Below are 19,247 nucleotides of genomic sequence, written 5' to 3' on the forward strand. Positions count from 1 at the left end.
GCCGCCTCGATCAATTTGCGAAAGAATCTTGACGGTACCCGCCCGGACAGTCGAGTCCGATATGGCTGAGCAACGCAACGGGATTGTTGGGCCTAACGTCGAATTCGGCGGCAATCGCTTTTCGCTGGTCCTCGCTGTCGGGTAGAAGGCCAAACAGGTACGGATTCATGACCTGTTGTCCGTATGTGCGATTCGATACGGGTATGTTGGTCGATAGGGCTGGCCCGTCATAGTCATGATCGTAGGTAAAGCTGATAAGACCGTTCTCATCTTGCGTGAGCGTTCCCGCAGGTACGCCGCAAATAATGGTCCGAAGTGATGTTCTGGCCATTGGCTATTTCCCTTCGGGCTTGGTTTGGTTAGATGCGTTTGCGGCAATCGAGACTCCGAGATTGGACATGACGAAATCGGCGAATATCTCGTCGTAAAGTGCGGATGTAAAGGGGGCATCTGCAAGAGCCGGAATGGCGGTACTACGACTGTTGCGATGATGGGGACGTTGAGTGTGATGGCGCCTGGGGATGCTGCGAGGCAGCGGATTGGCATGCGGAGCGTCGACTGGTCGCTCATTTTTTGCTTCGCCGATATCCCCTTGAGCGGCGAGTGCTAGTCCAAGAGCATTGAAAATCGTCAGCAGCTTGTCGAGTCGAATGCCAGTGGCGTCTCCTAGCTCGAGCGATGCGAGCAGGCGCTCCGAAACACCGGCTTTTTTAGCGAGGGCGGCACGGGTGAGACCCTGAGCCTCGCGTGCCTGACGCACATAGATGCCAGCTTGCCGCGGTGTGGTGATGGGAAGGGTATCCATGGTGATCTCCTAACGTGCAGACTTTTGCATATCAGTATGACATGCAAAAGTCTGCACGAAAAGGCATTATGCAAAACTCTGCATGAGACCTCTACATTGACGTTGAGCTTATGAGAGGCGTTTTTTATATCGCGAGAATCCCCAGATGCTCAAGCAAGATCTTAAGCCCGATGAAGATGAGCACGACGCCACCCACGATGGTGGCAGGCTTTTCGTAGCGCGCGCCAAAGGTGTGGCCGATCGCTACGCCGGCGACGGAGAAGATAAAGGTCGTGATGCCGATGAGCGACACGGCGGGCATGATGTCGACCGAGAGCGCGGCAAATGAGATGCCTACGGCTAGGGCGTCGATTGAGGTGGCGATGGCGAGGATCAGGTACTCGCCCAGGTCAATCTTTTCGGCATCCTTGCCGTCGCCTTCATCCTCGTCCTCGGTAGAGGCCTCCCACAGCATTTTGCCGCCAATGAAGGCGAGCAGGATAAAGGCGATCCAGTGGTCGATGGGGCCGATGATGCCCATAAACTGGCTGCCAAGCGCCCATCCGATCACGGGCATGCCGGCCTGGAAGCTGCCAAAGAACAGGCCGAGCACTACGGTGACCTTAAGGTTGATCTTCTTCATGCCAAGGCCCTTGCAGATGGATACGGCAAAGGCGTCCATCGAAAGGCCAACGGCGAGCAGCACGAGCTCTGCGAGTCCCATAGTCTGGCTCCCTCTCTGCGGGCGGGCCCGCGTGTACCTCTTGGGGGAGCAACATAAAGACTAACCTTGGCACATGGTTGAGTGGGTAGTCAAAAGAGCCCGTCCCAAATTAGCTATCTTAGCGGTGTTCGCTCATTCTGTAAGCATCGGATTTCGCGAGCGCCGCGGGGACAAACCGTGAGAAACTATTTAGCGTTTATGGAGCGTATACGATGGGAGCGATGCCTTGGATAAGAACGAGCTGCAAAAGCGTATGGAACAGGCCATCCGTCTGACGGCACCTGGTCAGCCGATCCGCACTGCCCTCGACATGATCATCGCCGGTCACCTGGGCGCCCTTATCTGCGTTGGCGACACCGAAAACGTGCTCGCTGCCGGTAACGACGGCTTCCCGCTCAACATTTCGTTCACCTCGAACCGTCTGTTCGAGCTCTCCAAGATGGACGGCGCCATCGTCATCGACGGCGACCTCACCCAGATCCTGCGCGCCAACTTCCATCTCAATCCCGATCCCTCGCTTGCCACGAGCGAGACGGGCATGCGTCATCGCACCGCCGCTCGCATGTCGGTGCTCACCGATGCCATTGTGATCTCGGTCTCGGCCCGTCGTGCCGTCGTCAACGTGTACGTTCACGGCAAGAGCTACGAGATCCAGCCCGTCACCACCATCATGAGCTCGGTCAACCAGCTCGTCGCCACGCTCCAGACTACCCGTCAGTCGCTCGACCGCTCCCTGCTGCGCCTGACGGCCCTCGAGCTCGACGACTACGTTACGCTCGCCGACATTACCGGTATTTTCTCGAGCTTCGAGATCATGCAGCAGGCAAAGACCGAGCTTAAGGATTGCATCGTCAAGTTGGGCAACCAGGGCAAGCTCGTGCAGATGCAGCTCGAGCAGCTCGCGGGCTCCAGCATGGATACCGAGTATGACCTGATGATCCGCGACTACGCAAGTGATTCTTCCGAGGCTAATGCCGAGAAGATTCGCGCCAACCTAAGCCGTATGACACCTAAGGACCTGTCCGACCCACAGCATGTGGCGGCGGTTCTGGGTTACGACGACCTGGACGAGGACTCCGTCATGACACCGCTGGGCCTGCGCACGCTTTCGCGCGTGTCCGTCGTGCGCGACGGCGTGGCCGAGAAAATCGTCGACGAGTATGGATCGCTGCAGGAGCTCATGGACGACATCAGCGAGGATCCGGAGCGCCTGGGCGACTTTGGCGTTAACAACCCTGCCATTCTTGCGGACTCCCTGTACCGCATGAAGGGCACCAAACAGGGGAACGCATAATGGCTCCCGTATGCGCCGTGGTCGTTGCCGGCGGCAGCGGCCAGCGCTTTGGAAATCCCGGCGGCAAGCAGCTCGTTAACGTGGCGGGCCGTCCGCTCATGAGCTGGTCTATCCGTGCGTTCGATCGTAGCGACAAGGTCGGTCACATCGTGGTGGTGTGTCCTGCCGAGCGTCGTGTCGAGATGCGCCGCCTGGCCATCAGCCCGTATTCGTATAGCACGCCCATCAGCTTTGCCGATGCCGGCGATACCCGCCAGGACTCCACCCGTGCCGGCGTGCATGCGGTACCGGCGGGTTTCGAATATGTCGCCATCCACGACGGCGCCCGTCCGCTCATCACGACCGAGGCCATCGATCACGCGATCGACGTGCTTGTGGGTGACCGCTCGCTCGACGGCGTCGTGTGCGGCCAGCCCGCGATCGACACGCTCAAGATCGTCGACGGCGACAATATCGTCGAGACGCCGCCGCGCGAGCTCTATTGGGCCGCGCAGACGCCGCAGATCTTTAGCGTCGATGCTATGAAGCGCGCCCACGCTGCAGCCATTGCCGAGGGCTTTATCGGTACCGACGATTCGTCACTGGTCGAGCGCATGGGTGGGCGCGTCCGCTGCGTCCAGAGCCCGCGCGATAACCTTAAGGTGACGGTGCCCGAGGACCTGCGCCCCGTAACCGCGATTCTGCTTGGCCGTATGGCCGAGGGAGAGGACCTTCCCCATGTTCAGTAACCTGCGCATTGGCCACGGCTACGACGTCCACCGTTTGGTGGAGGGGCGTCGATGTATCATCGGCGGGGTCGACATTCCCTACGAGCGCGGCCTGCTGGGCCACTCGGATGCCGATGTGCTTGCGCACGCCTTGGCCGACGCCATTCTGGGCGCCTGCCGCGGGGGAGACATCGGCAAGCTATTCCCCGACACCGATTCCGCCTACGAGGGTGCCGATTCGATGGTGCTGCTCGCTCGCGTGATGGACTATGCGCGCGAGTTGGGCTTTGAGTTTGTCGATGCCGATTGCACCATTGCCTGTCAGCAGCCCAAGATCACCCCGCACCGCGATGCCATGCGCGCCAACCTTGCCCATGCCTTGGGCGTTGACGTCGAAAACGTGGGCGTCGCCGCCACCACGACCGAAAAGCTCGGTTGGGAAGGCCAAGGCGAGGGAATTGGCGCCTGGGCCGTCTGCCTGCTACAGAAAACCGTTAAGGAGTAACGAATGCGTATCTACAACAGCGCTACCCATAAAAAGGAAGAGTTTCAGCCCATCGAGTCCGGGAAGGTTCGCATGTACGTGTGCGGCCCCACGGTCTACGACAACATCCACATCGGCAATGCCCGCACGTTCATCAGCTTTGACGTGATTCGTCGCTGGCTCATCGCGAGCGGCTACGAGGTCACGTTCGCCCAGAACCTCACCGATGTCGATGACAAGATCATCAAACGCGCCAACGAGCAGGGCCGCACTGCCGCCGAGGTCGCGACGGAGTTCTCCGACAAGTTCATCGGCGTCATGCGCGCCGCCAACGTGCTCGATCCCGATGTGCGCCCCCGCGCCACCAAGGAGATCGGCCCCATGATCGCTATGATCAAGACGCTCATCGAGCAGGGCCACGCTTACGCAGCCGATAACGGCGACGTGTACTTTGCCGTGCGCAGCGATCCCAACTATGGTCAGGTCTCGGGCCGCAACATCGATGACCTTATGGTTGGCGCGCGCATCGAGGAGAACGAGGACAAGAACGATCCGCTCGACTTTGCCCTGTGGAAGGCCGCCAAGCCCGGCGAGCCCAGCTGGCCGAGCCCCTGGGGCGAGGGCCGTCCCGGTTGGCACACCGAGTGCGCCGCCATGGTGCACCGCTACCTGGGCACCCCGATCGATATTCATGGCGGCGGCTCCGACCTTGCCTTCCCGCATCACGAGAACGAGTGCGCCCAGGCCACCTGCGCCTGGCACCAGGGCTTCTCCAACACTTGGATGCACACGGGCATGCTGCTGGTAGACGGCGAGAAGATGTCCAAGTCGCTCGGCAACTTCTTTACGCTGGCCGAGGTCCTCGAGCAGCACTCCGCTGCCGCCCTGCGCCTGCTGATGCTGCAGACGAGCTATCGCTCGCCGCTTGACTTCTCCTGGGAGCGTCTGGATGGTGCCGAGAACTCGCTCACACGCATTGCCGGTACGGTCGAGAACCTGCGTTGGACTGCGAACCATGCGACGGCCGATGCCGATGCGGCTGCCGCCGAGGCGTTTGCCGCCAAGGCCGCCGAGACCCGTGCCACCTTTAAGGAGTGCATGGACGACGACTTTAACACCGCCGGTGCCATGGGTGCTGTCTTTGGCTTTGTCACCGAGTGCAACCAGTACCTGGAGCAGGCGGGCGATGCTGCCGACAAGGCCGCAGCCCTGGCTGCCGCCGATACGCTGGTCGAGCTGCTCGATACGTTTGGCGTCGAGCTTCCCGAGCCCAAGGTCGAGTTGCCGCTGGGCCTGCTGGGCGTTGCCGCCGGTTTGGTTGCCTACACTGGTGACGACGTAGATGAGGCTGCTGCCAAGATTCTCGAGGCCCGCGCCGAGGCCCGTGCCGCCAAGAACTGGGATCTGGCCGACGCCATCCGCGACCAGCTCAAGGACCTAGGCCTGACGATCGAAGATACTGCCGCCGGTACTCGTATTAAGAGTCTCTAGTATTTGTCGACCGTTCGAGGTGCGGCAGATTGCCTTGAAAGAGGAGGGCATAGACCTGGTGGTCATGCCCGACGATTGAAAGGCAAGGTGCCGTGGCTCGGACGGTCGATTCTTGTTCGTTTTCTATTTAAGGAGGCCGTCTTATGGCCGACAATCGCAAGCGTGCGCCTCGTGGCGGCAAGCAGGCCGCTTCTGGCTCGCGTCCGATTCGCCGCAACGATCGCGCTGCCGCTCCCAAGGGCCAGCGCGAGCGCTCACAGGCTGCTCGCTCGCAGCGCGAGCGTAGCCGCGATAACGTCGAGGTTCCCAAGGGCGAGTTTATCGAAGGTCGTCGTGCTGCCGCCGAGGCGCTACGCACTGGTTTTCCCATCAAGTGCGCGCTCATCGCCGAGGGCGGGGAGCGCGATGCTGCCTTGTCGCGCCTGGTCGACGATCTCAACGCCGCGGACGTCCGCATTAAGTATGTGCCGCGCGCGCAGCTCGATGCGCTGTCGAGCCATGGCGCTCATCAGGGCATTGCGCTCGAGGTGGGTAATTTCCCCTATGCGGACGTCGCCGATATCCTTGACCGCGCGGGTGACGGCCCGGCGCTCGTCGTCGTACTCGACCATGTGACCGACGACGGTAACTTTGGTGCCATCGTGCGCTCTGCCGAGGTCGTGGGCGCGGCGGGCGTCATCATTGCCAACAAGCGCGCCGCCGGTGTGACCGTGGGCAGCTACAAAACCTCTGCTGGTGCCGTTATGCATCTGCCCATCGCACAGGTTCCCAACATCGCTCGAGCGCTCGACGACCTCAAGGCTGCTGGCTTTTGGGTGGGCGGTGCTTCCGAGCACGCCGAGGGCAGCTGCTGGGATGCTCCCTTTGAGGGCCGCGTTGCGCTCGTCATGGGCTCCGAGGGCGACGGCATCTCGCGCCTGGTGCTCGAGAAATGCGACTTTTTGACCAAGCTTCCCCAGCGCGGCATGACCGAGAGTCTCAATGTGGCCCAGGCGACCACCGCGCTGTGCTTTGAGTGGCTGCGCCGCAATGCCGGCGAGCTCATGGGGGAGGAGTAGCGCATGTCCAAGAAGAACCGCGCCAAGTCCAAGGCCAAGCGCTTTGGCGAGGGCTCGGCCAAGCCGATTGTTTCGGCCGCGACCTACGGCGTGGGCGGCAATGCGTTTGCGCAGGCTATCGCCGACCCAGTCTCGGCGGTGCACTCCAACAAGCCCGAGCTGCTGGTGGTCGACGGTTACAACGTGATCCACTGCACGCCGCGCTACGAAAAGCTCGTCTACGACCATTCCGACGATCCATATTCCAGCGACGTCCACGATATGGCTCGTACTGCGCTTATCAACGATGTCGCGGCGTTTGCCCAGGGCCGTTACGAGGCCGTGATCGTGTTCGACGGCGCGGGCAACATCTCCAACGAGCGCCCCAACCTACCGGCCCGCGGCGTGCGCATCGAGTTCTCGCCGACGGGCGTCTCTGCCGATACCGTGGTGCAGAAGCTCTGCATCGAGGCGCGTGAGGAAGGCCGCGCGTGCTCCGTGGTATCGAGTGACGGCACAATACAGGCCGTCGTCATGGGCAAGGGCGTCACGCGCATCTCGAGCCGTATGCTGGTGGACGAGATCAAACAGATCGACAACGACGTTCACGAGGCAGAGGAAGCTCCGCAGGTCAAGATGACTCTGGGCAGTCGCCTGAGCCCCGATGCCCTGGCCAAGCTCAAGGCCCTGCGCGGGAGGTAGGGGATTATCCATAGAGACCCGTTTCCCAATTGGCCAGTCCGTCGATTTGTAATCAATGGGCTGCGGGTTACCGTCGCCAAAACGAATAGTTTTTTGTTTTGGCGAACAGATAAAACTATTCGTTCTGACGAATAGTTTTGAGATGTGGTCGGGCGAAGGGCCTGTTGCGCCTCGTCCGCAATTCCTTTATTCTTAACTGGCTTCGCGCGAAAGCGCCAAGTGTGCCAGTGTGGCGCAACGGTAGCGCAACTGATTTGTAATCAGTGGGTTGCAGGTTCGATTCCTGTCACTGGCTCCATGAGAGTTTCGGGCCCTGTCCCCCTGAGGGACAGGGCCCGTTTCTATTTATGTCGATAAGTCAGCGTGTTTGGCGCCAACCAAGCTTCAGGTTTGACTCGATCTGTAACACGAAGAAGCTGAAAACCTTTCTTACTGTTACAGAATGAGACGTAAGCGGAGGTCTCTGCGTAATATCTCGACCTGTAACAGATAGGGGAGAAAATGTTCTCTATATGTTACAGATCGAGACAAAAGCCGTGTCGAGCTCGGCTGCCCCCCCCTGAGCGTGGATTATCGGACGTACGAGCGTGGAAAATCTCCCGCTTAGTGAATGATCGTGGATAATCTGCCACTTTGGCCTTGGGGGCACGCCAATAGTGGGAGATTATCCACGCTCGATTTCAAACGGGAGAAAATCCACGCTCGAATCTGCCACGGAAGCCCGATCTCGACCTATATATAGGTGCAAATAGGCTGTTATCGAAGTCCGATCCTGAAGGTGTACTCCACTACACCAAAGTATTCGCTCGGGAAATGTCACCAGCGCAGCCAAATCCACCGTCCTTCACATCCAAACTCAACAAAACAGCAGGTCACGGCTATATAGATACGCCCGGAACCGTGTATCTAGAGGTTTTCGTTGACAGCCCCCAAGGTTGCATCGTATTATCTTTTTCGTTCGCGGGGGCGGCGGTCCAAAAGACCAAAGAACCTGCGGATACTTGAACGATTGGGAGTTTGCCCGAGTGGTTAATGGGGACGGGCTGTAAACCCGTTGGCTCTGCCTACATAGGTTCGAATCCTATAGCTCCCACCCGTCAAGTGCCTGTATAGCTCAGTCGGTAGAGCACTTCGTTGGTAACGAAGAGGTCACCAGTTCAAGTCTGGTTGCAGGCTCCATCCGGCGGTGTAGCTCAGTTGGTTAGAGCACACGGTTCATACCCGTGGCGTCACTGGTTCGAATCCAGTCACCGCTACCATAGGTAACACGGTGGCTTCTCAATAGTATGTTGAGAGGCCACTATGGTATAAAGGCAAAGTCCCGTCCGGGGACGACCTGTTAAGAGGAGGGCTTTATGGCCAAAGAGAAGTTTGAGCGCACTAAGCCGCATGTTAACATCGGCACCATTGGTCACGTCGACCACGGCAAGACCACGCTGACCGCTGCCATCACCAAGGTTCTCTCCGAGACCGAGGGCTGCAAGGCTGACTTCACTGCGTTCGAGAACATCGACAAGGCTCCCGAGGAGCGCGAGCGCGGCATTACGATCTCCGTCTCCCACGTCGAGTACGAGACTGCTGCCCGTCACTACGCTCACGTTGACTGCCCGGGCCACGCTGACTACGTCAAGAACATGATTTCCGGTGCTGCTCAGATGGACGGCGCTATCCTGGTCATCGCCGCTACCGACGGCCCCATGGCTCAGACTCGCGAGCACATCCTGCTCGCCCGTCAGGTCGGCGTTCCCTACATCGTCGTCTTCCTGAACAAGTGCGACATGGTTGACGATGACGAGCTCATCGACCTCGTCGAGATGGAGACCCGTGAGCTTCTCTCCGAGTACGATTTCCCCGGCGACGACATCCCCGTCATCCGTGGTTCCGCTCTGGGCGCTCTCGAGGGCGACGCCAAGTGGATGGACGCCATTCGCGAGCTCATGAACGCTGTCGACGAGTACATCCCGACGCCTGCTCGTAACAACGACCTCCCGTTCCTGATGGCCGTTGAGGACGTTATGACCATCTCCGGCCGTGGTACCGTTGCTACCGGCCGTGTCGAGCGCGGTGAGCTCAAGCTCAACGAGCCCGTCGAGATCGTCGGCATCAAGGATACCCAGAACACCGTTGTTACCGGTATCGAGATGTTCCGTAAGTCCATGGACTTCTGCGAGGCTGGCGACAACGTCGGTCTGCTGCTCCGCGGCATCAAGCGCGAGGACATCGAGCGCGGCCAGGTTCTCTGCAAGCCCGGTTCGGTTACCCCGCACACCAAGTTCACCGGCGAGATCTACGTTCTGACCAAGGAGGAGGGCGGCCGTCACACCCCGTTCTTCGATGGTTATCGTCCTCAGTTCTACTTCCGTACCACCGACGTTACCGGTACGGTCAAGCTCCCCGAGGGCACCGAGATGGCTATGCCTGGTGACCACATCACCATCGAGGGCGACCTCATCCACCCGATCGCCATGGAGGAGGGCCTGCGCTTCGCTATCCGCGAGGGTGGCCACACCGTCGGTTCGGGCATCGTCTCCACGATCATTGAGTAAATTAGCTCTTTGATATAGCTGACTTAGAGAACCCGGCACTTATATGGGTGCCGGGTTCTTTTCTGCGATGGATATTGAGCCGTTGCTGGTGTCGAGAGGATTGATAATGGTCCTGGATGCACCGTCGATTAGCTCTCGATGGCTTCATTGATGTGTTCCAAATATGAATGGATCCACCGAGAACCAATTGACTCGAGGTTTTCATTGACAGCACTTACGTGGAGCTGATAAAGTAACAACTCGTGCCCGTACGGGGCGGAAATGAAAGGTTCAGGATACATGCGTACTCTAGTTACTCTTGCGTGCACTGAGTGCAAGCGCCGCAACTATACGACCACCAAGAACAAGTCGACCATGCCTGATCGTATGGAGATCAAGAAGTATTGCCCCTGGTGCCGTCACCACACGCTGCACAAAGAGACTCGCTAGTCTCTAGTCACATACGCCAGTAGTTCAATTGGTAGAGCATCGGTCTCCAAAACCGAGTGTTGAGGGTTCGAGTCCTTCCTGGCGTGCCAGTCATTATTCCGTAAGCTCCCAATTGGGGGCTTACGGTTTACTCATGTATAAGCGCATTGCGCGGAGGTAACCCAAATGGCCAACAAGAAGAACAAGAAGAAGGCTCAGCAGCCGGCACCTGCCAACAACGCTGCCGCCAACTCCAAGGTTGAGGCCAAGAAGGCCGTTGCCAAGAAGAACGAGAAGGCTGCGAAGTCCAAGAAGAACGAGAAGCCTGGTTTCTTCGCCCGCACCAAGAAGTATTTCGCTTCGGTCAAGTCCGAGATGAAGCGTGTCACGTGGCCCGATAAGAAGGAGCTCGTGAACTACTCGGTCGTCGTTTGCGCTTCTCTGATCGTCGTCGGCGTCGTCATCGCTCTGCTCGATGCTGGCTTTGGCGAGGCTCTTGCTCTGTTCTCTGGATTGAGGGGCTAAACCATGTCTAAGCGTTGGTACGTCGTTCACACTTACTCTGGATACGAGAACCGTGTTAAGTCCGATCTCGAGCATCGCATCGAGACTATGGGCATGCAGGACCGTATCTTTGATATCGAGATTCCTATGGAGCGCGTCACCGAGATTAAAGAGGGTGGCAAGCGTGAGACCAAGGATTCCAAGATTTTCCCGGGTTATGTCCTGGTCCGCATGGAGATGGATGACGATGCTTGGACGTGCGTTCGTAACACGCCTGGCGTCACCGGTTTCCTGGGCGGCAACGGCAAGCCCGCTCCGCTTTCTCGCGACGAGTACAACAAGATGACTCGTCGTCCCGGTAAGGGCGATTCGCCCAAGCGCACCTCGGTTGATATTGAGGTCGGCACGTCCGTCCGCGTCACCGATGGCCCGCTTACCGACTTTGATGGCAAGGTCTCCGAGGTTAACACCGAGGCTGGCAAGCTCAAGGTCACGCTGATGATCTTTGGCCGCGAGACGCCGGTCGAGCTCGACTTTAACCAGGTCGCTGTCATCGCTTAAGTTTTCGTCCGTTCGCGCGAGCGTGCTTCTTCTGTGACTGCTCATCTCAGGAGTGCTTCTAACACGTGCGTGCTTACGATATAGCAAGTACTTCACACTCGTGATTCGAAAGGAATGACCATGGCTGAGAAGAAGGTTGCCAACGTCATTAAGCTCCAGATTCCTGCTGGAGCAGCTAACCCCGCTCCTCCCGTCGGTCCCGCCCTGGGCGCTGCTGGCGTGAACATCATGCAGTTCTGCCAGGCCTTTAACGCCGAGACGCAGGACAAGAAGGGCGACATCATCCCCGTTGAGATCTCTGTCTACGAGGATAAGTCCTTCTCCTTCATCACCAAGACCCCGCCGGCGGCTCACCTCATCAAGAAGGAGCTGAACCTTAAGTCTGGTTCCGCTAAGCCCCAGGCCGACAAGGTTGGTCAGCTCTCCCAGGAGCAGCTCACCAAGATCGCCGAGATCAAGATGCCGGACCTCAATGCCAACGACATTGATGCCGCCAAGAAGATCATCGCCGGTACCGCCCGCTCCATGGGCGTCACCATCGCTGAGTAGCGATTTCTTTAGGTAATGACGGGTGCTCCGACCGGGGCGCCCGTTATATGTGTGCAATAGGGCACACGATACGATGTGGGAGGGCTCACGCCCGTTTAACCACAGGAGGTAATGCACATGGCTAAGCATGGTAAGAGCTATAACGCCGCTGCCGAGAAGATCGACCGCGCCACGCTCTACACCCCCCTTCAGGCTGCCAAGCTCATCAAGGAGCTTGATACCGCCAAGTTCGACGAGACCGTCGAGGCCCACTTCCGTCTGGGCATCGATACTCGTAAGGCTGACCAGAACATCCGTGGTTCCATCTCCCTGCCCCACGGCACCGGCAAGACCGTTCGTGTTGCCGTCTTCGCCGAGGGCGAGAAGGCCCGCGAGGCCGAGGCTGCCGGCGCCGACATCATCGGTTCCGACGAGCTCGTCGCCCAGATCCAGAAGGGCGAGATCAATTTCGACGCCGCTATCGCCACGCCGAACATGATGGCCAAGGTTGGCCGCATCGGTAAGATTCTTGGTCCCCGTGGCCTCATGCCGAACCCCAAGCTCGGCACCGTGACCATGGACGTCGCCAAGATGGTCTCCGAGCTCAAGGCCGGCCGCGTTGAGTATCGTGCCGACCGTTACGGCATCTGCCACGTGCCCCTGGGCAAGAAGTCCTTCTCTGAGCAGCAGCTCGTCGAGAACTACGCCGCCCTGTACACCGAGATCCTGCGTGTCAAGCCCTCTTCTGCTAAGGGCAAGTACGTCAAGTCCATCTCCGTGTCTTCCACCATGGGCCCTGGCGTCAAGGTCGATCCCGCTGTCCAGCGTGACTTCCTGGCTGAGTAACTGCTAGTTACTGCCTGAACAAAGCAAGCATTGCTAAAGAAACCCGGTTCTGCCTCGCGCGGGACGGGGTTTCTTGCTTTTGAGTCAACGAAACCACCACGAAGGGGACAGACACCCTTGTGGTGGTTTTACTTGTGTTGTACTTTAGCGCGATGTAGTTCTACCCGAGGCCGAAGGGAGCCCAACATGTTTAAGAACACGCAACAGCTCCTAGGCCTAGCGCTACTAGATTGGATAGCGCGCTAGGGTTGTAATCTCGCTATAACGATTTGTTGTACCCGGGTGCGCTATCGTCTGCCGCTTTCAGGCGTGATGAGCGACATGGGTATTTTTCTATCTCTAGGCCTTCTCTCTCTCCTGAAAGCCATCTGTCATAAAACGGTCAATCAGGAGGAACATATAAGCCGCAAAATCACAATCTTTGACGCCACCCTGTGCGACGGTGAGCAGTCGCCGGGCGCCAGCATGAATACCGAGGAAAAGCTCTTCATCGCCCGCCAGCTGGTGCGCATGAACGTGGACGTTATCGAGGCGGGCTTTCCCATCTCGAGTCCTGGTGACTTTCGCTCCGTACAGGAGATTGGCAAGATTGCGGGCGACCGATGCACGGTATGCGGCCTGACGCGCGCTGTCGACAGGGATATCGAAGTGGCTGCAGAGGCGCTCAAAACGGCCCAGAGGCCCCGTATCCATACAGGGCTGGGTGTGAGCACCAGTCACCTGCGCGACAAGCTCCATATGACTGAGGAAAGGGCAATTGAGTGAGCGATCCATGCCGTCAAACATGCTCGCAAGTTCGTTGACGATGTTGAGTTTTATGCCGAGGATGCCGGCCGCTCCGATCAGGAGTTTCTGGTGCGCATTATCGAGGCGGCCGTAAAGGCCGGTGCCACGGTCGTGAACATCCCCGATACGATGGGCTACAACATGCCGTGGGACTTTGGCGCCCGCATCCGTGACCTGCGCGGGCGCTGCGGGTGCGGCCGGTCAGCGTGCGGTCGACGTGATGGAGTATCGCGAGTACGAGATTGAGCGCATTGCGCGCCAGGCATTTGAGGCGGCGCGCAAACGTCGCGGCAAGGTGACGAGCGTTGATAAGCGCAACGTGCTGGAGACGAGCCGCATGTGGCGCGAGATCGTGCATCGCGTGCAAGACGAGGAGTACTCCGACGTGGAGCTTGAGGACCTGCTCGTCGACAACGCCGCCATGCAGCTCATCAGTCGACCGGCAGACTTTGACGTCGTGGTGACGGAGAACATGTTCGGCGACATCCTGTCCGATGAGGCGGCTCAGATTACCGGATCGCTCGGTATGCTTGCCTCTGCCTCGCTGGATGATGGCGTATCGCTGTTTGGGCCGAGCGCTGGCAGCGCTCCTGACATCGCGGGGCTCGGCGTGGCCAATCCGCTGGCTCAAATCTTGTCGGTGGCGATGCTGCTGACCTACGCGCTCGACATGGGCGAGCAAGCCGCGTGGATCGAGAGCGCCGTGGCGCGCGTGCTCGACGAGGGCTGGCGCACCCGTGACATCGCCGATGTCAACACCCCGGCAGATAAGATCCTCGGCACCACGACGATGGGCGACAAGGTCGTCGCCGCGCTGTAGGCGATGCCGATTCAAGCTGTCAAATATCTCAATCTGTAACATCTAAGGGGCAAAATCGTTCCTACCTGTTACAGATTGAGATTTTCGGCCGAGCATCCGTGGTCTGTCTCGATCTGTAACAGCTAACCGATTATTTGGGCCCTACCTGTTACAGATTGAGACAAACCGTTGGGACAGGTCGGACGAGTCAGCAAAACCACCACAAAGGTGCCGGTCCCCTTCGTGGTGGTTTTTAGCGCAACGAGGTGTTCCCAGCCGACCATACGGGCGGCCTTGCGCTCACGCTGCTCGATGACAGCGCATCTTTAGACGCGAAGTGCGGAACCGGGTGCATATACGAGCCGCGTAGCGTTACGAATTCATGGGAATGACCGTATCGCCAATTTGTACGCTTGCAATCTTGTCTGTGTCACAAACTTGCGAGAACGGCCAGGTCTTGTGGACATCAGTGGTGCCGTTATCCAGTTTATTTGCGAAATAGCCGCTGTAGCTGGTTGCGTCCTCAACATGACCGTCTTTGAACGTCACGATGAGGGGTATGTTGCCAACGGCATCCATAGACTCCTCCATGTTTTGAGACATCTTGCCGCTGTTGTTGTCGTGTTCGATGGAACGATCTATGTTGTAGCGGACTGAAACGCCAACGCAGGATACGGTGGCCTCTTGAATCGTCGCCTTGGTGCCGTTAAAGTTGACCGATTTGGGCGCGGGAATCGTAACGGATGTATCTTCGTAATTCAGCTGGAACTTAAGATCCCATGGGCCCGTAAGTATTTTCTTATACTCGGGAAGCTCTTTGCCAGCACGTGGCACAACGAGAGAGTTGATATGCGTGCGGACGGTCCTGCCCATAAGGCCGGGTGATTCAACGCTGAACTGTGCAAAGTATTGAATGCTGGAGTCATTGGGGTTCTTGTCAATGAGCCATGATTGGCCTTGGCCGCCATGCTCGCCATCAACGTATACGTTTCCATCGACACTTCCGGCGATAGTTCCGTTCTCGCCCGGCTCGGAAAGCTTTTTCAGGGCAGCGGGATCGTCGAACGTAAGCGTATAGGCGATGGTAACCATATCCTTGTCGCCCATGATGGCGTCGGCGGTCACGGTGACTCCGTTGTTGGAGCAGCTAGCACCGACGGGCCGGCCAATACGGTCGATGATCTCGGTTTGAGAAGCAGGTCCGTCAAAGATGTCGGAAAGCATGTCAGAAGGAAGCGGCAGGACGCCTGTTGCCATAGCCGTGCCAGCGCCTCCAATGACGATAGCGAGGACTGCCGTTACAGCGGCAATGCGAGCGACTGTTCTTACGGGATGGCGGGCGATGCGCGGCTTGCGTCGCGTGCCATTAAAGTTGCTTTGAGCGGTCGCCGCATCGCTCGAGGCGACGGACTGAGCAATCGAGTTTGCCATGTGCTGCTTCGCATTATCGGTAAACGAAATGTGCTCCAGGGCGTGGCGATAGTCATTCGAATTCGTAGTCATTGTGGTCTCCTTTCAAGGAAAGCCGAAGTGACGCACGTCCGCGGCTAAGGTGCTGGGCGGTTGCAGCTGGCGTCGCGTGAACGGCGTCTGCGATTTCCCTGATGCTCATGCCTGCGTAGTAGTGCAAAAAGATGGCGATGCGCTGTGCTTGAGGCAGGGCCGTGACAGCGGAAAGAATGGCGCAGTCGCGTTGCGCGAATTCTTGCTCGGTATGTGTTACGGGTGCGCAGAAATCGGGGAGCGAATCGAGGTCGACAACCGGGTGATTCGCGTGCGTACGGCCGATATCGCGACATGCGTTCAGTGCGACTCGGATCACCCAAGCACGTTCGTGTTCGAGCGAGTCGAACGGTTGAGTGCGTTGGAGAATCTTGATCAGCGTGTCCTGGCAGATGTCTTGAGCGTCGTCAGCGGATCCAAGGGCCGAATAGCACAATCGAAGGATGAGGTCGGAATACGTGTCGACCAAGCGCTTTGCTTCCCGCTCGATCTGATCGGCATCGCATCGGAGCGTGCTATTGCGGTTACGGCGTGCAGGCATAGTGTCACCTCCAATTGGTCGTGGTGGATATAGGGAAGGCGTCTCGCGAGGTCCCTCTACATACAACACGGTCGAGACTGCATAAGTTGACAAAAAAAGACGGCACGTGAGCGCCGTCCTTACAAAACAATGAGTGTTCTCGTTAATTACACAAGCACCGTGATGGACAGGTCGGACGAGTCAGCAAAACCACCATAAAGGTGCCTATCCCCTTCGTGGTGGTTGTTGGCAGTTACCAGGGGGTTCTGGCGGTTGAAGACTCGATTGCTTCGTGGCGTTTGAGCTCGCGGCGCATGGTTTGCGAGTTGAGCCAGGCTGCCTGCCAGCCACGGATGGGGTAGCGCGCTTCATCCAGCTCAAACTGCGTATAGCCGCACGCGTTGATGATTGTTGTCCCGCATGCATGCTGGCGCTCACGCTGAAAGTCGCGACCATAGCATTGGTGCACATGCCCGTGCACCATGTAGTCGGCCCCCCAGGACTCAAGCGCTGTGTTAAAGCACTCAAACCCTCGATGCGGCAGGTCGTCCAGGTCGCCCATGCCTGCGACGGGTGCATGGGTAAGTAGAATATCGCATCCGTCTACCAGTGCGATTTTTCGCGATAGCTTGCGCATGCGTTTTGCCATCTCGCGCTCGGTATACATGTTCGCGCCGTCGCGGTAGCGCATGGAACCGCCCAGACCCGCAATGCGAATACCTCGGTACACATATACGCTGTCCTCAACACAAATGCACCCGCCCGGTGCATGGCGCGCGTAGCGGTCGTCGTGGTTGCCACGAACGTACACAAGCGGTTTGTTGATGACAGTGACCAAAAACTCAAGATAGTCCGGATCCAGGTCGCCTGCGGATAGAATCAGGTCAACGTCCTCAAAGCGCTCCTTGCGAAAACATTCCCACAGGCAGCGCTCCTCTACATCGGCAATGGCTAGGATATTCATAGGGCACGGACCTCCGGCTCGTTATCGAGCTGCGGAATCGAGCCTATAACGTTGTCAGCCAGCCAGTCCATCTCGACGATTTGCGTGCTCGGCAGCGGGGGAAAGCCCTCGATCTGCACCACGCCGTCTTGGCTATGGAGCTCGCCGCCAAATGGATTGATGGAGCCCTCGACGATGCCATTGCGGAGCAGCTGAACAAGCTTACGCGTCTGATAGGGCAGGCCCGGAGCGTAGCGAATGTCGATGACGCCCGAGCTCATACCATACCAGTAGTTGACGGCGCGAACCTGGCTGTTGTCACTGGTCTCATCCCAGGTGCCGTGCAGCAGACTTCGCACGATAAGCTCGTAGTATCGGCCCCAGTTCCATACCGGCATGGCGATGCCGGCGACCTTGCCATCGACCAGGCGGTGAAGTCCGTAGGCCGTAGGGTCTTCGAGCGACTTTGACATGTCAGCGCCGGTCATGACGCTCACGCCCTCGCGGCACATGGCCTCGGCAAGGCCTCCGGCGGGCACATCGCCCCAGGTCAGGATAATTTGCGCGCGGGGGTCGAGCAGCGAGGCGCCAATCGCAAAGGCGTTGATCTCGCTGAGCGCGCCCGAGGCGAAGACCGACGCGTGGTAGCCAATGCGGTGGTTGTCCGCCATGCTGGCGGCAAGGGCGCCCAGTAGGAACTTGGCCTCGTACATCTTTCCAAAGTACGAGCGGACGCTTTGGTGGGGAAGGCCGATTGAGCAGTTAAGGAACCGCACCTGGGGATACTCGACTGACGCCCTGAGCGTGTATTCCATGAGCCGGTGTGAGGTCGAGAAGATGACGTTCGCCCCGTGCTTTACGGCTGTCTCGACGGCGGCGTAGAACACGTCCGAATCGTGGCAGTCCTCGAACGCCTCGGTGCGCACGATGCCGCCAAAGTGCTCATCAAGATACCGGCGGCCCTGGTCGTGTAGGCTGTCCCAGCTCGACGTGGCACAGGGAAACTCGTGGATAAAGGCGATTCGCATGGGATTGGCAGTGGAGTAGACGGTCTTGCTCATAAAGAAGTTGAGCACGCCCGAGGTAGCTTTTGTCGGTGCGCCCTCTTTCTCGTTGGGCTGCGGCGCTTCGACAAGATCGACTTTGTCCTCGTCGCTTTTGCCGGCAATGACAAGCTCGCGCCAAATCTTGCACAGACGGTTGACGACGATATCCGTCGGCGTATCCAGCAGACGGTCCTGGTTGTAGACGTTGAGGTAGACGAGCATGGCATCGGCAGGCGTAATGTCCAAGTGGTCGCCGCCCGCGCGAAGATAGGCGCGCTTAAAGAGCAGGAAGGTGTGACGTAGGTAGTCGACCTTCTTTTGAGGCCATTTTTCGACAAGATCTTGGCCGAGCATTTTGGCAAGCATCTCGTAGCCGCCCTCGCGCGAAAACTCAATCTCGTACAGGGGGCATACGTACCAAAAGGCGCAAAACTCACCGTACAGGCGGCTCTCGACGGAATCCCACTTACCGGGGTACAGACGCGTCACCTTGGCCGAAACCGTCGGAGCGTCAAGGAATTTGAGGACGCTGACACGCTTGTTGCCCTCTTGGACGTAAAAGCGGTGCATGAACTCGGTGACGATGATGGGGTCGCGGTAGCCCTCGGAGATTTGGATATCGTAGAGGTTGGACCATTTGCGGGCGAATTCGGTATTCCAGGGGAGCAGCGGCATAAAGTTACACGAAAAGGCGGACTGGCGACCTTTGGTAACCGTGCCGACGACCATTTCGAGCGGAATGTCCCGCAGGCCGATGTTCTCGCGCTGCCCGCAGGGAAGCTGGGCGACCAAGCTGTCGAGGTCCGTAAGATATGGATGCTCGCTTTGGCTGATGGCGCGACGGCGTCCCTGTTCGCCGCGCTTGCGCGCTTGACGATAGGCCTCTTCCATGGTGTCTACTCCCTTAGTCGTTTAAACAACGATATGAACCATGGTACCACGATGCGAAACCACCACAATGGTGCCTGTCCCCTTTGCGGTGGTTTTAGGCGATGCCTTGATTATCGACTTTATCCGAACACCTCCCACATTCA

Annotated in this window: 20 protein-coding genes, 5 tRNA genes and 1 pseudogene; 19 read left to right on the forward strand and 7 right to left on the reverse strand. The window is 58.4% G+C overall.

From position 1 onward, the window contains the following. Nucleotides 1-10 precede the first annotated feature (10 nt). The 3 genes from DW136_RS09140 to DW136_RS09150 all read right to left on the reverse strand — a co-directional run bounded on the left by DW136_RS09140 (nt 11) and on the right by DW136_RS09150 (nt 1,508). Nucleotides 11-331 (reverse strand): HipA N-terminal domain-containing protein, encoded by a 321-nt coding sequence (locus tag DW136_RS09140; protein WP_233546560.1) that lies wholly within the window; start codon nt 329-331, stop codon nt 11-13. A gap of 3 nt (nt 332-334) precedes the next feature. Next, the gene (locus DW136_RS09145; protein WP_117655053.1) at nt 335-805 is read right to left on the reverse strand and encodes a helix-turn-helix domain-containing protein; all 471 of its coding nucleotides are present in this window, start codon (nt 803-805) and stop codon (nt 335-337) included. A gap of 124 nt (nt 806-929) precedes the next feature. After that, nucleotides 930-1,508 (reverse strand): manganese efflux pump MntP family protein, encoded by a 579-nt coding sequence (locus DW136_RS09150; protein ID WP_117790138.1) that lies wholly within the window; start codon nt 1,506-1,508, stop codon nt 930-932. Between the two features lie 253 nt (nt 1,509-1,761). Between DW136_RS09150 and disA the strand changes: the two genes are divergently transcribed. From disA to DW136_RS09245, 19 genes and pseudogenes are all read left to right on the forward strand, one after another. After that, a complete protein-coding gene (disA, locus tag DW136_RS09155; RefSeq protein ID WP_369831362.1) occupies nt 1,762-2,802 on the forward strand; it encodes a DNA integrity scanning diadenylate cyclase DisA in 1,041 nt (346 codons plus the stop codon). After that, nucleotides 2,802-3,530, forward strand: coding sequence for a 2-C-methyl-D-erythritol 4-phosphate cytidylyltransferase (gene ispD / locus DW136_RS09160; protein ID WP_117716888.1), 729 nt, complete (start codon nt 2,802-2,804; stop codon nt 3,528-3,530). The genes disA and ispD overlap by 1 nt, the downstream gene beginning before the upstream one ends. Continuing rightward, nucleotides 3,520-4,014 (forward strand): 2-C-methyl-D-erythritol 2,4-cyclodiphosphate synthase, encoded by a 495-nt coding sequence (gene ispF / locus DW136_RS09165; protein WP_117716889.1) that lies wholly within the window; start codon nt 3,520-3,522, stop codon nt 4,012-4,014. The genes ispD and ispF overlap by 11 nt, the downstream gene beginning before the upstream one ends. Nucleotides 4,015-4,017: 3 nt before the next feature. Then, complete coding sequence (cysS, locus tag DW136_RS09170; protein WP_117806099.1) at nt 4,018-5,484, forward strand: cysteine--tRNA ligase; 1,467 nt, start codon at nt 4,018-4,020, stop codon at nt 5,482-5,484. A gap of 143 nt (nt 5,485-5,627) precedes the next feature. Next, nucleotides 5,628-6,542: a 23S rRNA (guanosine(2251)-2'-O)-methyltransferase RlmB gene (rlmB, locus tag DW136_RS09175; RefSeq protein WP_117736539.1), complete on the forward strand. Its 915-nt coding sequence runs from the start codon at nt 5,628-5,630 to the stop codon at nt 6,540-6,542. A 3-nt stretch (nt 6,543-6,545) separates the two neighbouring features. Then, the gene (locus DW136_RS09180; protein WP_118289469.1) at nt 6,546-7,223 is read left to right on the forward strand and encodes an NYN domain-containing protein; all 678 of its coding nucleotides are present in this window, start codon (nt 6,546-6,548) and stop codon (nt 7,221-7,223) included. A 223-nt stretch (nt 7,224-7,446) separates the two neighbouring features. After that, nucleotides 7,447-7,521 (forward strand) — tRNA-Thr (locus DW136_RS09185). Between the two features lie 713 nt (nt 7,522-8,234). Continuing rightward, nucleotides 8,235-8,316: transfer RNA gene (locus tag DW136_RS09190), tRNA-Tyr, on the forward strand. Between the two features lie 10 nt (nt 8,317-8,326). After that, nucleotides 8,327-8,402, forward strand: a tRNA-Thr gene (locus DW136_RS09195). A 3-nt stretch (nt 8,403-8,405) separates the two neighbouring features. Then, nucleotides 8,406-8,482 (forward strand) — tRNA-Met (locus DW136_RS09200). A gap of 96 nt (nt 8,483-8,578) precedes the next feature. Next, nucleotides 8,579-9,769, forward strand: a complete 1,191-nt coding sequence (gene tuf, locus DW136_RS09205) for an elongation factor Tu (RefSeq protein WP_117563790.1) — start codon at nt 8,579-8,581, stop codon at nt 9,767-9,769. 279 nt (nt 9,770-10,048) lie between these two features. Further along, the gene (rpmG, locus tag DW136_RS09210; protein ID WP_022093895.1) at nt 10,049-10,198 is read left to right on the forward strand and encodes a 50S ribosomal protein L33; all 150 of its coding nucleotides are present in this window, start codon (nt 10,049-10,051) and stop codon (nt 10,196-10,198) included. A 13-nt stretch (nt 10,199-10,211) separates the two neighbouring features. Beyond that, nucleotides 10,212-10,287 (forward strand) — tRNA-Trp (locus DW136_RS09215). A gap of 76 nt (nt 10,288-10,363) precedes the next feature. Then, on the forward strand, nt 10,364-10,702 hold the full coding sequence (gene secE / locus DW136_RS09220; protein WP_117583102.1) for a preprotein translocase subunit SecE: 339 nt from the start codon (nt 10,364-10,366) through the stop codon (nt 10,700-10,702). Nucleotides 10,703-10,705: 3 nt separating this feature from the next. Beyond that, on the forward strand, nt 10,706-11,242 hold the full coding sequence (gene nusG, locus DW136_RS09225) for a transcription termination/antitermination protein NusG (RefSeq protein ID WP_099432095.1): 537 nt from the start codon (nt 10,706-10,708) through the stop codon (nt 11,240-11,242). A gap of 120 nt (nt 11,243-11,362) precedes the next feature. Continuing rightward, entirely contained in the window at nt 11,363-11,791 is a 429-nt protein-coding gene (gene rplK, locus DW136_RS09230; protein WP_022093893.1) for a 50S ribosomal protein L11, read from the forward strand. A 117-nt stretch (nt 11,792-11,908) separates the two neighbouring features. Further along, nucleotides 11,909-12,616: a 50S ribosomal protein L1 gene (gene rplA, locus DW136_RS09235; RefSeq protein WP_022093892.1), complete on the forward strand. Its 708-nt coding sequence runs from the start codon at nt 11,909-11,911 to the stop codon at nt 12,614-12,616. A 465-nt stretch (nt 12,617-13,081) separates the two neighbouring features. After that, nucleotides 13,082-13,648 (forward strand): annotated as a pseudogene (locus DW136_RS09240) (hypothetical protein). Next, entirely contained in the window at nt 13,557-14,222 is a 666-nt protein-coding gene (locus DW136_RS09245) for an isocitrate/isopropylmalate family dehydrogenase (protein ID WP_226790685.1), read from the forward strand. The pseudogene DW136_RS09240 and the gene DW136_RS09245 overlap by 92 nt, the downstream one beginning before the upstream one ends. Nucleotides 14,223-14,573: 351 nt before the next feature. Here the strand turns inward: DW136_RS09245 and DW136_RS09250 are convergent, their stop codons facing one another. The 4 genes from DW136_RS09250 to DW136_RS09265 all read right to left on the reverse strand — a co-directional run bounded on the left by DW136_RS09250 (nt 14,574) and on the right by DW136_RS09265 (nt 19,104). Beyond that, nucleotides 14,574-15,704 (reverse strand): DUF4179 domain-containing protein, encoded by a 1,131-nt coding sequence (locus tag DW136_RS09250; protein ID WP_117583100.1) that lies wholly within the window; start codon nt 15,702-15,704, stop codon nt 14,574-14,576. Beyond that, nucleotides 15,685-16,245 carry an RNA polymerase sigma factor gene (locus DW136_RS09255; RefSeq protein WP_117583099.1) on the reverse strand — a complete coding sequence of 187 codons (561 nt, stop codon included), beginning with the start codon at nt 16,243-16,245 and terminating at the stop codon, nt 15,685-15,687. Before DW136_RS09255 ends, DW136_RS09250 begins: the two co-directional genes overlap by 20 nt. Nucleotides 16,246-16,477: 232 nt before the next feature. Continuing rightward, complete coding sequence (locus DW136_RS09260; protein ID WP_117583098.1) at nt 16,478-17,188, reverse strand: metallophosphoesterase; 711 nt, start codon at nt 17,186-17,188, stop codon at nt 16,478-16,480. Continuing rightward, on the reverse strand, nt 17,185-19,104 hold the full coding sequence (locus tag DW136_RS09265; protein ID WP_117583097.1) for a BMP family ABC transporter substrate-binding protein: 1,920 nt from the start codon (nt 19,102-19,104) through the stop codon (nt 17,185-17,187). Before DW136_RS09265 ends, DW136_RS09260 begins: the two co-directional genes overlap by 4 nt. Between the last annotated feature and the right edge of the window lie 143 nt (nt 19,105-19,247).

It is taken from the genome of Collinsella sp. AM12-1, from assembly GCF_003472325.1.
Taxonomy (GTDB): domain Bacteria; phylum Actinomycetota; class Coriobacteriia; order Coriobacteriales; family Coriobacteriaceae; genus Collinsella.

Excerpts from the sequence above, each read along its gene's own strand:
- nusG (WP_099432095.1), top strand. The coding sequence starts at position 10,706 with ATGTCTAAGCGTTGGTACGTCGTTCACACTTACTCTGGATACGAGAAC.
- tuf (WP_117563790.1), top strand. The coding sequence starts at position 8,579 with ATGGCCAAAGAGAAGTTTGAGCGCACTAAGCCGCATGTTAACATCGGC.
- rlmB (WP_117736539.1), top strand. The coding sequence starts at position 5,628 with ATGGCCGACAATCGCAAGCGTGCGCCTCGTGGCGGCAAGCAGGCCGCT.
- DW136_RS09140 (WP_233546560.1), bottom strand. The coding sequence starts at position 331 with ATGGCCAGAACATCACTTCGGACCATTATTTGCGGCGTACCTGCGGGA.
- DW136_RS09260 (WP_117583098.1), bottom strand. The coding sequence starts at position 17,188 with ATGAATATCCTAGCCATTGCCGATGTAGAGGAGCGCTGCCTGTGGGAA.
- cysS (WP_117806099.1), top strand. The coding sequence starts at position 4,018 with ATGCGTATCTACAACAGCGCTACCCATAAAAAGGAAGAGTTTCAGCCC.
- DW136_RS09180 (WP_118289469.1), top strand. The coding sequence starts at position 6,546 with ATGTCCAAGAAGAACCGCGCCAAGTCCAAGGCCAAGCGCTTTGGCGAG.
- DW136_RS09265 (WP_117583097.1), bottom strand. The coding sequence starts at position 19,104 with ATGGAAGAGGCCTATCGTCAAGCGCGCAAGCGCGGCGAACAGGGACGC.
- ispF (WP_117716889.1), top strand. The coding sequence starts at position 3,520 with ATGTTCAGTAACCTGCGCATTGGCCACGGCTACGACGTCCACCGTTTG.
- ispD (WP_117716888.1), top strand. The coding sequence starts at position 2,802 with ATGGCTCCCGTATGCGCCGTGGTCGTTGCCGGCGGCAGCGGCCAGCGC.
- rplK (WP_022093893.1), top strand. The coding sequence starts at position 11,363 with ATGGCTGAGAAGAAGGTTGCCAACGTCATTAAGCTCCAGATTCCTGCT.
- DW136_RS09150 (WP_117790138.1), bottom strand. The coding sequence starts at position 1,508 with ATGGGACTCGCAGAGCTCGTGCTGCTCGCCGTTGGCCTTTCGATGGAC.
- DW136_RS09255 (WP_117583099.1), bottom strand. The coding sequence starts at position 16,245 with ATGCCTGCACGCCGTAACCGCAATAGCACGCTCCGATGCGATGCCGAT.
- rpmG (WP_022093895.1), top strand. The coding sequence starts at position 10,049 with ATGCGTACTCTAGTTACTCTTGCGTGCACTGAGTGCAAGCGCCGCAAC.
- secE (WP_117583102.1), top strand. The coding sequence starts at position 10,364 with ATGGCCAACAAGAAGAACAAGAAGAAGGCTCAGCAGCCGGCACCTGCC.
- rplA (WP_022093892.1), top strand. The coding sequence starts at position 11,909 with ATGGCTAAGCATGGTAAGAGCTATAACGCCGCTGCCGAGAAGATCGAC.
- DW136_RS09250 (WP_117583100.1), bottom strand. The coding sequence starts at position 15,704 with ATGACTACGAATTCGAATGACTATCGCCACGCCCTGGAGCACATTTCG.
- DW136_RS09145 (WP_117655053.1), bottom strand. The coding sequence starts at position 805 with ATGGATACCCTTCCCATCACCACACCGCGGCAAGCTGGCATCTATGTG.
- disA (WP_369831362.1), top strand. The coding sequence starts at position 1,762 with ATGGAACAGGCCATCCGTCTGACGGCACCTGGTCAGCCGATCCGCACT.